The organism is Pseudoalteromonas thalassia, assembly GCF_049257215.1.
In the GTDB taxonomy this organism is placed as follows: Bacteria; Pseudomonadota; Gammaproteobacteria; order Enterobacterales; family Alteromonadaceae; genus Pseudoalteromonas; species Pseudoalteromonas lipolytica_C.
This window is the reverse complement of record NZ_JBMMUE010000020.1, coordinates 47,966-64,590: the sequence shown is the minus strand read 5'-3', so window position 1 is coordinate 64,590 and position 16,625 is coordinate 47,966. Positions and strand designations below refer to the sequence as shown.

Sequence of the window (16,625 nt, the reverse complement as noted above, 5' to 3'; positions counted from 1 at the left end):
CGAGTTTATTCCTAAATTTATCAATCATGCTTCAGTAATGCGTAAATAAAGGAGGATGCCAAATAAAACAATATTATTTCATTACAAACTAATGCAAAATACACACTAATTAATGACTAAATTTCAATAATTAGTCTTCTGTAATAACAATATCTACTTTGCTGGTCTGGGCTTGCTGATAATATAAACTACTAGCAAGGACCCGAGCTGCCGTTTTATAAGTACAACTTATTTCAGCCGCACTATCCTGCGCTATCAGATCACCTTGCTCTGAGCTCTCACGAATTTCAATTGCCAATGGGATATTAGCCAGCACAGGCACACCATGGCGATGAGCCAATGTTACAGCGCCATCTTTGCCAAAAACATGGTTTGGTTGCCCACAATGACCACATAAGAAGTAACTCATGTTTTCAATTAAGCCAAGCACGGGGACGTTCACTTTATTGAACATAGCAATGCCCTTTTGCGCATCGGCTAAGGCTAAATCTTGAGGAGTGGTAATGATAACCGCACCACTAGCAGGTACTTTTTGGCTCATGGTCAATTGAATATCACCCGTGCCAGGTGGCATATCAACGATTAGATAATCAAGCTCTCCCCAAGCAGTTTCGTTCATTAATTGATTAAGTGCTCCTGATGCCATAGGACCACGCCAAACGGTTGCATCATCACTTGGTACTAAAAAGCCGATCGACTGCGCTTTGAGGTTATGTGCCTCAAAAGGAAGTAAGTTTTTATTATCCTCTGTTTTAGGCTCAGCCCCTTGTAGACCCAATAGCAGAGGAATAGACGGACCATAAATATCGGCATCTAAAATACCAACCTGTGCCCCCTCTTGCTGTAAAGCCGAAGCAAGATTCACTGCCGTCGTTGATTTTCCTACTCCACCTTTGCCTGACGCAACGAGTACAATATGTTTTATTTGCTTAAAACTATATACGTTCGGTAACCTGACCTGAGCAGTAATTGACACAGGCACAGATAGTTTATCACTGACAAACTTTTCAATTTCGTTGATTTCGCCACAGCCAGCAAAAGGTAGGCTTAATTTGACTTGCCAGCTTTTATCGCTGTTTTGATTTAGCTCTTCGAGCCAGTCTTGCTCAATGCCAATAGCAAATGCGCTACTACGATAGGCGGCTAAGGCAGCAATGATAGGCGCTTTTTCAGCCGATTTACTTGAGAATAGTTTTGACAGTCCAAACATAGCAATAAATTAGCGTTTCTTTGATGAAAAGTGCTGCGGAATTATGTAACATTCAAGGCATTAAAACCAGACAATTAGATAATATCATTGCTTTAGCTTGTATATAAACAACTGGCAATGGATTAAATAATGATATTCGTGCATGTTTGCATCGAACTAATCTCAATTCGGAATGATTATGGCACAGCGAAAGATCCTGATTACTAGCGCATTACCTTATGCCAATGGCCCGACTCACTTAGGTCATTTACTAGAATATATCCAAACTGATATTTGGGCGCGTTTCCAAAAACAACAAGGTCATGAAACCTACTACGTTTGCGCGGATGATGCTCACGGCACACCAATTATGCTTAATGCGCAAAAGCAAGGGATCACGCCAGAAGAGATGGTTAAAAATGTCAGTGTTGAACGTCAACGTGACTTTGCTGATTTCAACATTGAGTTTGATAACTATCACAGCACGCACAGTGAAGAAAACCGTCACTTTAGCGAGTTAATCTACAACCGTTTAAATGAAGCAGGTCACATTAAAAAGCATACTATTTCTCAACTTTTCGACCCAGAGAAAGGTATCTTCTTACCTGATCGCTTTGTAACAGGCACTTGCCCAACGTGTAAGTCTGAAGATCAAAATGGCGACAGCTGTGATTCTTGTGGTGCTACATACAGCCCAACTGAACTTATCAACCCACGCTCTGTAATGTCTGGCGCTGAGCCAATCTTAAAAGATTCGGAGCATTACTTCTTCGACCTTCCTGCTTTTGAAGACATGCTTAAAGAGTGGTTACACTCAGGTACGATTCAACAAGAAATGGCGAATAAGCTTGATGAATGGTTTGCTGATGGCTTACAGCAGTGGGATATCAGCCGTGATGCACCTTACTTCGGTTTTGAAATCCCTGGCGCACCGGGTAAATATTTCTATGTATGGTTAGATGCGCCAATTGGCTACATGGCGAGCTTTAAAAACCTGTGCGACAAAAAAGGGATTGATTTTGATGCATTCTGGCGCGAAGACTCAGATGCAGAGCTTTACCACTTCATTGGTAAAGACATTATCTATTTCCACAGCCTATTCTGGCCGGCAATGTTAGATGGTGCAAAATTCAGAAAACCTACTAACGTTTTTGCACACGGTTTTGTGACTGTAAATGGCGCGAAGATGTCTAAATCAAAAGGCACCTTTGTAAAAGCACGTACTTATCTTGATAACCTAGATCCTGAGTATCTTCGTTATTACTACGCAGCAAAACTAAACAACGGCATCACTGACCTTGATTTAAACCTTGAAGACTTTGCACTGCGTGTAAACTCAGACTTAGTAGGTAAAGTGGTTAATATCGCAAGTCGCTGTGCAAGTTTCATCACGAAGAAGTTTGACGGTAAGCTTAGCGACACCGTAATGGACGAAGCGCTATTAGGTGAGTTCCAAGCAGCTTCTGCAAGCATCGCAAATCACTATGAAAACCGTGATTACAGCCGTGCAATTCGTGAAATCATGGCCCTTGCTGATAAAGCAAACCAATTCATTGATGCTAAAGCGCCGTGGGTGTTAATTAAAGACGAAACAAAACAACAAGAAGCACACGATGTTTGCTCACTTGGTTTGAATATGTTCCGTGTACTTATCACTTACTTAAAACCTGTTCTGCCGGGTATGGCAGCAAACGTTGAAGCCTTCTTAAACGACGGTTTAACATGGCAAGGCGCGCAAACAGCGCTTGTTGGTCACGCAATCAATAAATTCAAACCGTTAATGCAACGTGTTGAAATGGATAAAGTAAACAAAATGATTGAAGAATCAAAAGAAAGCCTAGTTGCTGAAAAAGACAAGATTGATCCAAACAGCCCACTAGCTAAAGAGCCAATCAGCCCTGAAATCGAATTTGACGACTTTGCTAAAGTTGATTTACGTGTAGCGAAAATTGCTAAAGCAGAACATGTTGAAGGCGCAGATAAGTTATTAAAACTAACTTTAGATTTAGGTGGCGAAACGCGCCAAGTATTTGCAGGTATTAAATCTGCGTATGCTCCTGAAGACATCGAAGGCAAGCTAACGGTTATGGTAGCGAACCTTAAGCCTCGTAAGATGCGTTTTGGTATGTCTGAAGGCATGGTATTAGCAGCTGGCCCTGGCGGTAAAGAAATTTATATTCTTAACCCAGATGAAGGCTCAGAGCCTGGTATGCGTGTAATGTAATTACACAATTACTAGCTTATAAATGAACCGTTGTGTTTAAGGCACAACGGTTTTTTTGTTTAGCTAAGGTGCTAAGTATAAATCATGCAAAACCCGCTCTTTTCGAGGTAAGTAATAATCATCATAATCGAGTGATACAAGCACTCTTTTAGCTTTACCTAATAACTCACTGCGAGGCACTAAGCCAATTACTCGCGAGTCTGCACTATTATCGCGGTTATCACCCATCGCTAAATACATGTCCTTGGGGATAACGACAGGGGCAAAATGCTGCATCACCGAAGCCGTTTTTGATATTTGAATAGCGTGCTGAACACCGGCAAGGTTTTCAATAAGTGTCTGCTGCTGTTGCTCATCATTATCTAGTTCGTAATCAAGCGCTTTGCCGTTAATGATCAATTTATTATCTACTAATGTCACTGTATCTCCCGGCACGCCAACGACACGCTTTATTAAGCGATTATTTGCAGCTTTAGAGTCAAATACAATGATATCACCGGCTTTTGGCTCATCTGTGCGCATTAGCGAAATATGACTAAATGGCACACGCAGATCATAAGCCATTTTATCTGTTAAAATTCGATCCCCTTCAACGATGGTCGGGTTCATTGAACCTGTTGGCACTTCATACCAATCAGCCACCGCACTTCTAAAAACACTCATCAAGCAGATAAATAAAATCAACGAGCGGTTATTTTTCCATACTTTCAAAAGCCAGTTCATATTCGTTCCTTATTTGTTGTTTGTTTTCATAAGAGCCACTGTGGTAAGAATTAGTTCTTAACTAAATGTAACGAAATACGTCAATGATAAAAATACCATACATGATGTCAAAATTATTTGACACCACAAGTAATGAGTAGTTTACTTAACACCAAGTCAAATATTTTTTACATTGGATAATAACGATGAGCTACAAAGAAATGACAATTTGGGGCACCTTGGTGGTAACCATTGGCCTTTTAAGCTATTACCTTTTAGGGATTAATTCACTTCAAGCTGCAGGTGAGCTTAACCAAGATACCATGGTGTCTTATTTGTATAAGGTTGTTGTAGTAGCGGTGATCTTAGAGATCATTATGCAATCTGTGCTTGCGGGTATTAAACACAAAGAAGCAGACTTAGGAGATGATGAGCGCGATAAGCTTATTGAGCTAAAAAGCACCAAACTTGGTCATTGGTTTTGCTCCGCAATTATCTTAATGTGTGTATTTTTAACAACGCAAATTGAGCGTGCATCTGGACGTATGCTGTTACCTGAGGTCTCTGATCTATATAATATTATGCACTTTCTTATTATTGGTTTTTTAGTGAGTGAAATTATTACTATTGCTAGCAAAGCGTATTTATATCGAAGAGACAGCTAAATGACAAAACAGCTCAGTAATACCATTCGTGAACTTCGATTTCATCACAATGAAATGACTCAGCAAGCATTGGCAGAGGCTGTTGGGGTTTCAAGACAAACCATAGTAGCGATTGAAAAAGGTAAATATTCCCCCTCTCTTGAGGTGGCTTTTAAGATTGCACAGTTATTTGATAAAAAACTGGACGACGTGTTTTCGTATCAATAATATCAACAAAAAAGGTTAGCCTAATAGCTAACCTTTTTTCAATTCGAATCATTCAATTTTATGACTGCTGATTTTTGAACTGCGCTTTGGCTTGTTCAACTTCATCATCACTGATGCCAACTGATTCAGCCGCTTCTTTAATAAGATGTGGCTGAGTCATCACTAATGCCATCAATTGTTGAAGCTTCTCTGGTGGAATACCTAACTGTTGAACCAAACCCATTGCCATCATTGGGTTTTCCATAAACGCTTGGAACAGCTCACGCACTTTTTCATCACTAACATTGTGCTCTTTGAGCATTGCAATAATTGGGTTCATACTAACCTTTACTTTTAACTACTAATAAAACCAATAATATGGGCAAATTGCTGTTATTCAACTAACAGAACCACTTTTCCCGAATTTTCGTTGTTATCTAAAATGCGGTGCGCCTCATTTGCCTCTTGCCAATTTAAGGTTTTATAGATATTGCAATCGAACAACCCTTTAGCCAAATCATCATAAAAGCGCGATATAAACTGCTCTTTTAAATCGCGCTTAAATTCAATTGAACGGTTACGTAACGTTGATGCATGAAATGAAACCCGCTTACTAAGCAGCCTTGCAAAGTCAACCTCAGCAAACCGTGCATCTAAAAATGCTAACATCACAATTTGGCAATCCATGGCTGCAACAGCAGCATTTTTATTTAAATAGCTTCCTGATACAGGATCAACAATGGTATTGGCCTGTAAATTATTGGCTTTAAAATATTCTACAAAGTCGGTGGTTTTATAATTGATAGTATGGTCTGCGCCAAGCTGCTTGGCATGCTCGCACTTTTCATCGCTGCCCGCGGTAATCACTACTTGAGCGCCTGCGCGCTTTGCCATTTGAATTGCCGCACCACCTACACCACTGGCTCCCGCATGAATCAGTGCCGTTTGCCCCGCTTTAAGCTGACCAAATTGAAACAAAGCAGAAAAAGCCGTTAAGTATACTTCGCTGATAGCTGCGCCCTGTGCCATGCTCATTGCATCTGGTAAAGGCATCACTTGCGCAGCATCAACGGCAACATATTCACTATAAGCACCACCCGCACACAAGGCAAAAACGCGCTTATTAAGCAGGTCACCCGATACTGCACTACCTTGCTCAACAATGGTTCCGGCGCATTCTAAACCTAATATTTCACTGTCACCTTTGGGTGCTGGATATTTGCCCTGTCGCTGTAAACAATCTGCGCGATTAACGCCGATCGCCGCTACAGCAATAAGAACTTCGTTATCTTTTAGAGTTGGTTTATCTGTTTGCGCAAAATGTAACTGTGAGTCTTCGTGCTTAATATAACGCATATCACCTTCTATTTAATTCGTTGCCAGACCTCAGCTTCGACTAATTTGCCATTTTCATACAAGGTGTGGTGCCACAAATCACCTTCTATTTTGTAATCAAATGCCATGGTCTTGCCAAGTAATGAAGGTACATTACCATAGGAAAAAGTTTCGATAAATTGCTGGTCTTGCAAAACATATTTGCCGCCACCAGCATAATGAAAGTTGCCTTGCTTTTGGGTGATATAGCTAAAATGACTGGGTGTAATCAGTTTAACAGAGGTAATTTCTGGCGCTTTTGCCGTCACATAGCCGTCATTGGTTGCATATTTGCCTTCAACAAATTGCCAGCTACCTAATAACGGATTGGCGCTTACCATAGACGAAATAAATAAACTCGATAATAACAGTGTGTTTTTCATAGTGCGTTCCTTAGCAATTTTTCAATAGCATACGCTAACACTATGTTCCTATTAAACAGTTGTAGGATGAGATTTTTTCATTTGAGCTCTCATCGAAGAAAAACGCCAAGACTGTTTATAAGGATATACATCAAGCAATTGCCCATCGTTTATAGCCGCTTGGAGTTGCTGCCACATAGTAGCTGTAAATATATCTTGATGGGCTGCATTAAAGTGCTCAAAGGCCCGCTTATTGGCGCTAAAAAAGATTTTAAACTGGCTCGGAAATACGTCGTTTTCGGCAATATCGAAGTAGCTTTCGCTACTGAGTTCATCCAATGAATCCTCTGTTTTTGGCAGCTCTCTAAATTGACACTCTGTCAAAGGGCAAATTTCATCGTAGTCATAGAACACCACTCTTCCCCAACGGGTTACACCAAAGTTTTTCATCAGCATATCACCGGGAAAGATATTAGCCCCCGCGAGCTCTTTTATTGCCTTACCGTAATCAACCATAACTTGCTGCAGTTTTCGCTCATCACAGTCGTTGATGTACAAATTAAGCGGTGTCATTTTGCGCTCTACATACACATGGCGCAAAATAAGTGCATTTCCCGAAATCACTAGGCTATCAGCAATTTGCTGCTGCATTGTTTCTATAAGCTCTTCACTAAATCGGCTTAAATCAAACGCTAAATAACGAAATTCATGGGTATCAACTAGCCGGCCTACTCGGTCGGCTTGTTTAACAAAGTCGTACTTGGCCATTACTTGTTGCTTGGTGGCCGTTTTTGGTGCGCTAAATTTATCTTTTATTACCTTGTACACATAATCTGAGCCTGGGGTGGTAAATACCAGCATCACCATGCCTGGCGTACCCGGCGCAAGTGTGTATTTATCGTCAACAGGACTATTACGGGTGGTATCAACTTTGTAGCGATAGAACTCGGTTTTCGCGTGTTTGATAAAGCCTATGGCATTAAACAACTCAAAGCGTTGCTTATGAGGCATTAAAACACTGAGGTAATCAACGTATCGGGCGGGTTGGTCAGTATCGACCATAAAATATGTACGCGCAAAGCCAAACAACAAGCTTAATTGATCAGCTCCCATCACCACAGCATCAATGTGCAGACCTTTTTCACTGTTTAATAGCGCAATCGCAAATGGCATGTTATCGCCATTTTTAGCAATACAGCGACCTATGATGTAACAGGCTTTATTTCTAAAAAACAATGAATTAGCGTATTCAATATAGCCATCATTAAGAGCAAGCAGCTCATAAACTTGTGGGCATTGCTGTTTTGCTCCGGCAATCAAGGTGCGCTGTAACATGGCAACATCATCAGCAAAGTTAGCGTATTGTGAGCGAAACACATGACGTTTGATCAAGCTGCTGATCGCAGTTTCAAAGCCATTTTGCAGGGAAATACGGCTAACCAATGAATCAAAGGGCCTTGGCCCCAATTGATAGCGCGCTTTTAGTACAAACAAGTGCACATTGCGGATTTTTCGAGAGTCCCAGATTGCACCGAAGGTTGAATTAAAAAACGTATGAGCAATGGGCTGATTTTCGTGGCTTTGCACCATCTCTGCGTATATTTGTTTGGCTAATAGCCAAAGCGCTGGGTCGTCCACTTCACTATAAGCAATAATTTTTACCGCTTGGCTTACCTTTTTGACTTGCCCCTCGTAAACCTGCAATCGCGATTTCATAGCCCCTTGAACTTGATGCCACTGGCGCTGTTCAAAGCGACTTTGCGCACCGAGGGTAATATTTAAAAACTCTGCAAACATAGCCTCAAAGCCAGCATACACCGCACGGGCAAGCTTAGTCGCTACGACCTGATTTAACTGTTCGCTGTGTGATTTAACAGCCAAATGTGAACTCTGCTGTGGCATTATTTTTATCGCTTATGCTGATTATTTTAGTCGCCTTGTTTACACACAATAGCAAGCACGCTTTAATTTAGGTAATTAATAAAGATAATAAATAAGATTGATCAAATGAATATTAGGCACGTCGACCTCAACCTATTGGTGTATTTAAATGTCCTCATTGATGAACAAAGTGTGTCTAAAGCCGCCAATAAGCTGGCTTTGACTCAGCCAGCAATGAGTAACGCCCTTAAGCGTTTGCGTGATTTATTTGATGATCCATTATTAGTGCGAGCCGCTGGCACAATGACGCCAACCGCAAAAGCGCTCAGCCTTAAACCTGAAATAGAATCACTGTTAAAAATGGCCGAAGAAATTACTCAGCCAAGTGAAATATTCGACCCGAGCACCGCAAATATTACGTTTCGGATCATGGCAAACGACTACTTAGAATCAACGCTTATTGCGCCGTTTATTACCCAGCAGCTAGCAAAAAATCCGGGGCTTAATTTTGATATTTTGAGCCCAAGCGATGTTAATCTTCAGGATATGGAAAAAGGCACCATCGACCTTGCTATTAACCGCTTTAACGGCCTGCCCCGCTCATTCCATCAAGCCAGTGTGTGGCGCGACAATTACTGCTGCTTAACACACCCAGACAACCCTTATTTACAACAGCAAAACCTCGAAGGCTACCTTGCTCAAGAACACATTTGGGTGAATCGGGCTGGTTGGGGCGTAGAAGCGGCCGTGACGAATAAATCAGGCAGCCAAAAACTCGGCTGGGTCGATGAGGCATTATGGCAATTAGAACAAACCCGCAATATTCGTGTGTTCACCCGCCATTACATGGTGGCAAGCTTGCTGTGCCAATCACCAAAACTTATCGCCACACTCCCTCGCCGCCAAGCCATGTTATTAGCAAAACACACTGATTTGGTGATAAGTCCAGTGCCATTTCAAATAGTTCCTATTGAAGTGAAAATGTTATGGAGCCCTTTGTTACATCACGCAAACCCGCACCAGTGGCTGCGCAGAGAGCTACTTGCCTTTGCCGGTACGGTGGCTGATCGCTAAAAACAACATAATATTGATAAAATCAATATCAGTTATTGAAAACAACAATTTCATAAATAATGAGTGAAGGGCTAGAGTGAAGTTAAGCAAATAAACAAAGAGAAAATGATTATGGAAACTTCAGCGCAATTCACTCAACAGGACGGCCTTTACATTAATGGTCAATTACACTCATTCATCGAGCAGCAGCTTTGTAAAAAAAGCGATTTAGCTTGCGAAGAAATTTACCAAACACTGGCAACGATGGTTGATGAGTTTGGCTGCCAATGCCGTAAAACCAAACATCAAGATGATGATGTTTTACAAGCAGACACACTGTTAAAAGCATATAGCACAGTTCGCACTCACCCGCATTGTCATGTAGATGCGCAAACTACAACCGCAGTGCTCGATGAATACTGTTGCCAAGTACCGGCAATTTTAGTGGTAGCGTTAATGGACACATTAACAGGCATGACAAGTAACGAACCAGGTGCAGAGCACATTTACCAACGTGCAGCACAATTAACAGGTAAACCATGTGTCTACGCTGTTAAAAATGCCAATGCCGCTTAATATGGTTAATTATTTGAGTTACTTATTCGAGCGATGATGCTTTTTGCAAAATCACTGCAACTAAGCATCGTCGCACCGGCTACTAGGTTAGCTAAATCAAACGTCATTTCATTTGCGCTAAGCGTCTGTTCAAGCGCTTTTTCAATGTTATCCGCAGCTTGATGCCAGCCCATAAAACGTAGCATCATGACCGCACTTAAAATACTGCTTGTTGGATTTGCGCTGTCTTCACCGGCGATGCGATTAAATGTACCATGAGTCGGTTCAAAAAAAGCCACTTCATTATTTAAATTTGCTGCAGGCATAATACCCACGCCACCCACCTGCGCTGTAAGCATATCAGCCAAGTAATCACCGTTTTGATTTGTTGTCACCACCACATCGAATTGCTCTGGGGTGAGCAGCGCTTGTTGTAGCATGTTATCGGCAATCACTTCTTTGATGATTAAATCATCTTGATCGTCTCGTTTGATCACTAACCAACGACCATTTTCATGCGCTACAGCGTTAAACTCTTGCTCAGCAAGTGCAAATGCCCAGCGTTTAAACGCGCCATCGGTAAATTTGAGTACATTGCCTTTGTGCACCACAGTAAGGGATTCACTGTGCTCTTTAAGGGCAAAGTTGAGAGCGTAACGCATCAAGCGTTCTGCCGCCTCTTTCGAGCTATTTTTAATGCCAATGCCGCATTGGTTATCAAAACGAAGTCGGGTAACACCCATTTCTTGACACAAAAAATCAAGCATACGCTCGTTATCAATACTGCCAGCTTGCCACTCAATGCCCGAGTAAACGTCTTCAGAGCTGTCGCGTATTACAGTGATATTGGTTTTTTCAGGTTCTTTTAAAGGTGATGGTAAGTGTGGATAACTGCGAATGGGCCGCATGTTTACGAATAAATCCATCTCATGACGAAGAGCCACATTTAAAGAACGAAAACCACCACCAAGAGGAGTAGTTAACGGCCCTTTGATAGCAATTTTATATTGCCTGACAGCATGTAAGGTTTCTTGCGGGAACCAATCACCATCGTAAAGCGCGGCAGCTTTTTCGCCATTGAACACTTCCATCCAATGTATTTGTTTATCACCTTGATAAGCATGACTCACCGCAGCATCAACAATATCACGCATTACAGGAGAAATATCTTGGCCAACACCATCGCCTTCAATATAAGCAATAACCGGATTGTCAGGAATATGCCATCGCCCTTTACTATCGATAGTAATTTGTGCGCCCTTTGCTGGCACCGAAATGTGTTGATACTGCATCAAACTTTCCAAGCAATATGTTTTAACATTATTAGTATCAAGAAATAGCTAATTTGTCTGTGCTCATAGCGAAATAACGAGCATTCAACTAATTGATGTATCAATTATTAGTGAATGACATTGGCTATCTCATCTTCCATCGCGCAAAACAACGAGGCGATAAGTTGTGTATCAATCGTGACGGTGTCGTTTTTCAGCGCAGTATCTACAGCAACGGCCTTAACATAAAGCTTTTCACATTCGAACATATTGGCTGCGCCTTTTAACATATGAACATTTCTACTTAAACCATCGATATCCATGTTTTTATACTGTTCACGCATTTCTACATACTGGCTTTCAAGGCCTTTAATATAGTCATCTTTGAGGGCCTGAAATTCTTTTTCGGGCAACTTGATGTCTGCCAATTCATCACAATCTAAATAGCTGGCAATTTTGTGGCTAAAGCCATTTCTGTCAATTGGTTTGGCTATTAAATCATTAAAGCCTTGTTTCATATAACGGGTGACTTCATGTTTCATAGTATTGGCAGTCAGGGCAATGATAGGTGCAGTAACACCTGTTGCCTGCATCATTTTTAATGCTTCTTGACCGTCCATAATCGGCATTTGAATATCAAGTAAAATAAGATCAAAGCTGTCTTCTAAGGTCGCTTGCACAGCGTCTTTGCCATTTTCGACTGTAGTCACTGTTAGGCCCATTCGCTCTAATATTCGTGCAATTAAACGTCGGTTATCTGGATGGTCTTCAGCTAGTAGCACGCGCCCTTTTAGATTTTCTGGCGCATCGAGTTTACTAAATGGTGAGGTTTCAACGAGCCTAACTTCACTCATATCATTAAGCCAGCGAGTATTATCAGTAGTGTAAACGGACATAGAAAAAATAAACTCACTGCCAGAACCGACATTGCTTTTAACAAAGATATCCCCATCAAGCTTCTTAGCAAGACTTTTTGAAATATTTAAACCAAGCCCGGTACCGCCATACTGGCGAGAAATACTTGAATCAGCCTGATAAAAAGCACTAAATAAAGCTTGCTGCTCTTTATCTGTCATGCCAATACCTGTGTCTTTTACACTGATCGAAAGCACGTCATTTTCACAACTAACCGTAAGTGTTATTCGGCCGACTTGTGTGAATTTAAGTGCATTGGTAGTTAAATTTAACAGGATTTGTCGTAAACGACTTGGATCAGTAATAATATAATCTGGTAGTGGAAACTGATAATCCACACTGAATTTTAAGCCTTTATCGCGTATTTGCTTACCGATCAACGACTCAATATTGGCAATGGTGGCAAACAAATCTGTTTCGACTAAATCAATCTCTAGCTTGTTTGCCTCAATTTTTGACATATCGAGTATATCGTTTATTAACCCAAGAACATGGCGGCTATTTTGTAAAATAACGCCAATACCATGATTACGCTCATGAGGCTTGATATCACCAAGCATAATGCCATCTGCATAGCCAATTATTGAGGTCATTGGGGTACGAATTTCGTGGCTGATATTTGCCAAAAAGCGACTTTTGGCTTCATTGGCATCTCGTAATTCATCAGCCAACTCTTCAAGCTCTAAGGTTCTTAGTTGTACTTTTTCTTCTAAGTTTTTGTTTAGCTCTACGTTGTCATCATGTAATAACCTAAACTTGTCAGCAACAGCAAATGCTAGCAACATAGCGTCCATTGCCGTGCCTATCAAACCCAATAAATACAAATTAATTGAGGTGGCTGGCAACAAGCCTAAATTAGTTAAATTCCCGACCATGTTCGGTAGCATCATGGCAATATAGGCAAGCACAAAATAACGTGCCGGCTTAAAGCCAATCAGCATACAACGAATACCAATGTACAAGCCTAAACACAAAGCAACACCGGTTACTAATGTCGCCCAATAAAAACCAAAGCTTGGCCATAAAACACAAAAAGGGATGCCTAAAGTCGCAATAACCCCTACCGTTAAGGATAATTGAGCGAGCTTAGGGAACGTTTCTTTTAATTTGAGTAAATTATTGTAAAACAAAATATTGGTTAATGGTGTTAAGGCAAAACCTAGCCAATGAAGATGCGGGTTGTAGTAGCCAAACAACTGGTCTGATATATGAAAAAAATGACTCCATGCAAACACCCAAGATGCCGTAAATAACGCATAGTAAAGGTGAGTAACATCACGTGAGACTAAATAAATTAATAAGTTATAAAGTCCTAACGCAATCCCCACTCCAAAACAGAGCATCATGATCATATTTTCAAGAGTAATGGTTTCAAAATAATCTTGATAAGGTGTTAGTACCAGTTTTGCTGGGGTATAAAAGTAATCACTTTCAAAATAAGTGATTAGCGTATAGTGTTTATCTTTTTCAAGAGATAAGCGGTTACCATAGTGAAAGGCAAATTGATTTGGTTTTACACCGCCTGTAACAAACTGCTGAACCGGTGAGTTTGGATCAGTCATGTCGTAGATTCGACTTTCTATTTTTGATACAAGAGTGTTGTAGGGATAAAGTACTAAATCTTCAAATTCACTTTGATTTTCTATTTCAACGATTAGCCAATAACTGCCTCCGACTGAGCTAATACGAGATTGTGGCTTTTTATTTGCGCGCCATTTAGAGATATCAGCCACTGACGACGGAAACATATTATCGTTTGCGCTTAAAACTTGCCCAACATCATGCAGGTTTTGCTCCGCTGAGACATTCGTGTATACAAATGTCTCTTGTGCAAAGACCGAAGAACATAATAATAGAAAAAGCAGACCACAAATACACAGCTTTAACCGCATTCACTAGACTCCTTCACTACAACAAGCCTGCTGGTAATTAAAATTGAAAAGAAACGTCAAAACCATATCGTCTCCCTTCTCCTTTAAAGTCTTCAAGCATGCCTAGGAACGAGCTTAAATCGAACTTTAACTGACTGTATTCAGTATCAAATAAATTTTTGCCCCACAAAGTAAATGACCAATTATCAACATCGTATTTTAGATGCGCATTAACAATACTAAAGCCTTCTTGGCGGGCATAGGGATTCATGTTTTGATCAAAATAAAACTCAGACTGATAGTCGTATATGATGTTCGCTGATAACGGATACGACGCTAAGCTAGTGTCGTATTTTAAACCTGCTGAGACATTCCATTTAGAGGTAAAAGGCAGTTGATTATCGGTAATGCTATTACCAAGTGGGTCAACATAGTCGTCAAATTCTGCATGGGGGATATAACCCACTGCAAGTAACATGGCTAATTGCTTAGTTGCTTGATAGTTAATTTCAGTTTCAAGACCATAGATTATTGAATCAGCAACATTTTCAAGTAATTGCACAGGCGGCATTTGCGGTGTTTCTGACGCTTGGTTCATAAACACTTGTTGGTCGTTGTAATCATAATAAAACGCCGCCCAGTTCATTCTTAATTGTTGCTTAGGCCAGTACGACTTTAAGCCAATTTCATGGGCATTCAAGCGCTCTTTACCGTAATTCGCTAAAGTTGCTTGTTCTTCAGATGATAAGAATCCGCCATTGTAGCCGCCACTTTTACTGCCATTTGCAAATCGATAATAAACATTGCTTGCATCAGAATAACGGTAATTAACCGCAATTTGCCCTGTAAAACCGTTATCTGATTGCTCATCAGTAACGCGATAAAATGGCACCAGCACACCACTTAAATCGTTCACATCAACCACGGTATTTAATGTGGCGATTGAGTCATACTCTAGTGATTCATAGTCATATCTAAGACCTGCTGTAATCATCCACTGTTCTGCGACAGGCACTTCAATTTGGCTAAACACGGCCAAATTCTGCATCTTGATTTCATTATCGTAGATAAAGGTAGCAGTTAAGTTTGTTGGTAAAATGCCGCGAAAATCGCGTAAAATATCATTTAAATTATCTTGCTCAATGGTTTCATCCGCGAAATAAACACCACTCGTTAGCGTGTAATCTGCAAATTCATTTAACAATCTAAATTCTTGGCTAAACATTTGGGTATCTAACCCAAGTACCCCTTCGCATAAGCGAGCTGGTGAACCATCGCAATTAAAGGCATGGCTTCTTTGTAGATCATTAAAGCTCGACAATGAAGTAAATGTAGTTTGCTCGTTTACATGCCAATTTACTTCAGCGATAAAGCCATAGCCATCAGATTTATGAGGTGAGTCATTATTTACGCTTACCTCAAAAAAGTCATCACTACCATCATTAAAGCCAAAGTTATCAAAACAGCGTGTTGACCCCGCATCTGCTGGTGAACAAAGTTCTCCGGTTAAAGGGTTCGCTACAACACCAATACTCCCTACAGGCTGGACAATACCGTCCCAATCTTCAATATGCGCTTGCAGGTAAAGATCAACCTCATCCCATTCAGACGAAAAAGATACACGGGCATTTTTTTGCTCCATGCCTGCCGTTGGCGAGTCTGCAAAGGTATTTTTTGTTGAGTATTGGTAGTCTTGATAGTTAACAGCAACACGTAATGCACTAGAGTCAGTTAATTGCTGATTCCACACGCCATCGAGGCTCGTGCCATTGTTATTGGCTACTCCTAAGCTCAATAATCCATAGCTATCAAGCTCAGGCCGGTTTGAGCGAATAAGGATAGCACCACCCGTTGAATTACGACCAAATAAAGTCCCTTGTGGGCCGCGTAAAATTTCGAGTTGCTCAATATCATACAAATTCACAATTTGGTTATTGGCGGAGCCAACAGCCACACCATCAAGATACATGGCAACAGGTGACGTATTTGCGGTGTTGTAGTCAAGAAGACCCACCCCACGAATACTTACTGCGGGAGGTGTCCCCTCTGCGGCGTTTTGCGTTATTTTTACATTAGGTGAGAATAAACCAATCTCAGTTGAATCTTTAATATGTTGATTCTTGAGTAATTGTCCTTTCACTTGGCTCACCGCCACGCTAACGTCTTCAATTGCTTGAGGACGCTTTTGTGCGTATACACTAATGACTTCCATGTCTTTTCTAGTCTCTGCAGCCTGCGCAACAGCGCTTGCAATGACACAGAGTACCAAGCTTGAACAAGATAGTGTCTTCAGCTTTGGATCAATAAGAAAAGGACGCTTCATTCGCATTTTGACCTTAAAAGAGGGAAACCTGTTAAATTCTTGTAATTTCCAGCT

At 40.9% G+C, this 16,625-nt stretch carries 14 protein-coding genes; 5 read left to right on the top strand and 9 right to left on the bottom strand.

From position 1 onward, the window contains the following. Positions 1–130: 130 nt before the first annotated feature. Positions 131–1,210 carry an iron-sulfur cluster carrier protein ApbC gene (apbC, locus tag AAEU31_RS18570; RefSeq protein ID WP_235382506.1) on the bottom strand — a complete coding sequence of 360 codons (1,080 nt, stop codon included), beginning with the start codon at positions 1,208–1,210 and terminating at the stop codon, positions 131–133. A gap of 178 nt (positions 1,211–1,388) precedes the next feature. Here apbC and metG point away from each other — a divergent pair, with 178 nt between their 5' ends. After that, complete coding sequence (metG, locus tag AAEU31_RS18565; protein ID WP_135925174.1) at positions 1,389–3,413, top strand: methionine--tRNA ligase; 2,025 nt, start codon at positions 1,389–1,391, stop codon at positions 3,411–3,413. 63 nt (positions 3,414–3,476) lie between these two features. Here the strand turns inward: metG and lepB are convergent, their stop codons facing one another. Further along, positions 3,477–4,136: a signal peptidase I gene (gene lepB, locus AAEU31_RS18560; protein ID WP_421967991.1), complete on the bottom strand. Its 660-nt coding sequence runs from the start codon at positions 4,134–4,136 to the stop codon at positions 3,477–3,479. A 185-nt stretch (positions 4,137–4,321) separates the two neighbouring features. Between lepB and AAEU31_RS18555 the strand changes: the two genes are divergently transcribed. Together AAEU31_RS18555 and AAEU31_RS18550 are read left to right on the top strand one after the other, a co-directional pair. Then, complete coding sequence (locus tag AAEU31_RS18555; protein ID WP_421967990.1) at positions 4,322–4,780, top strand: hypothetical protein; 459 nt, start codon at positions 4,322–4,324, stop codon at positions 4,778–4,780. Continuing rightward, complete coding sequence (locus tag AAEU31_RS18550; protein WP_054552938.1) at positions 4,781–4,987, top strand: helix-turn-helix transcriptional regulator; 207 nt, start codon at positions 4,781–4,783, stop codon at positions 4,985–4,987. Positions 4,988–5,045: 58 nt separating this feature from the next. Here the strand turns inward: AAEU31_RS18550 and AAEU31_RS18545 are convergent, their stop codons facing one another. Genes AAEU31_RS18545 through aceK form a run of 4 tightly spaced genes read right to left on the bottom strand, consistent with a single transcriptional unit; the run spans position 5,046 to position 8,604 of the window. Then, positions 5,046–5,306 carry a DUF2999 family protein gene (locus AAEU31_RS18545; RefSeq protein ID WP_054561248.1) on the bottom strand — a complete coding sequence of 87 codons (261 nt, stop codon included), beginning with the start codon at positions 5,304–5,306 and terminating at the stop codon, positions 5,046–5,048. 53 nt (positions 5,307–5,359) lie between these two features. After that, positions 5,360–6,322: a zinc-binding dehydrogenase gene (locus tag AAEU31_RS18540; RefSeq protein ID WP_421967989.1), complete on the bottom strand. Its 963-nt coding sequence runs from the start codon at positions 6,320–6,322 to the stop codon at positions 5,360–5,362. 8 nt (positions 6,323–6,330) lie between these two features. Beyond that, entirely contained in the window at positions 6,331–6,723 is a 393-nt protein-coding gene (locus AAEU31_RS18535; RefSeq protein ID WP_171040403.1) for a hypothetical protein, read from the bottom strand. 51 nt (positions 6,724–6,774) lie between these two features. Beyond that, positions 6,775–8,604, bottom strand: a complete 1,830-nt coding sequence (gene aceK / locus AAEU31_RS18530; protein WP_421967988.1) for a bifunctional isocitrate dehydrogenase kinase/phosphatase — start codon at positions 8,602–8,604, stop codon at positions 6,775–6,777. Between the two features lie 105 nt (positions 8,605–8,709). Between aceK and AAEU31_RS18525 the strand changes: the two genes are divergently transcribed. Then, on the top strand, positions 8,710–9,657 hold the full coding sequence (locus tag AAEU31_RS18525) for a LysR family transcriptional regulator (RefSeq protein ID WP_105180795.1): 948 nt from the start codon (positions 8,710–8,712) through the stop codon (positions 9,655–9,657). 111 nt (positions 9,658–9,768) lie between these two features. Beyond that, the gene (locus AAEU31_RS18520) at positions 9,769–10,212 is read left to right on the top strand and encodes a hypothetical protein (protein ID WP_421967987.1); all 444 of its coding nucleotides are present in this window, start codon (positions 9,769–9,771) and stop codon (positions 10,210–10,212) included. Between the two features lie 5 nt (positions 10,213–10,217). On the opposite strand, the gene icd is transcribed toward AAEU31_RS18520, so the two are convergent. The 3 genes from icd to AAEU31_RS18505 all read right to left on the bottom strand — a co-directional run bounded on the left by icd (position 10,218) and on the right by AAEU31_RS18505 (position 16,571). Next, entirely contained in the window at positions 10,218–11,483 is a 1,266-nt protein-coding gene (gene icd, locus AAEU31_RS18515; RefSeq protein WP_421967986.1) for an NADP-dependent isocitrate dehydrogenase, read from the bottom strand. 107 nt (positions 11,484–11,590) lie between these two features. Further along, on the bottom strand, positions 11,591–14,269 hold the full coding sequence (locus AAEU31_RS18510) for a 7TM diverse intracellular signaling domain-containing protein (protein WP_421967985.1): 2,679 nt from the start codon (positions 14,267–14,269) through the stop codon (positions 11,591–11,593). A gap of 37 nt (positions 14,270–14,306) precedes the next feature. Beyond that, on the bottom strand, positions 14,307–16,571 hold the full coding sequence (locus AAEU31_RS18505; RefSeq protein WP_421967984.1) for a TonB-dependent receptor: 2,265 nt from the start codon (positions 16,569–16,571) through the stop codon (positions 14,307–14,309). Between the last annotated feature and the right edge of the window lie 54 nt (positions 16,572–16,625).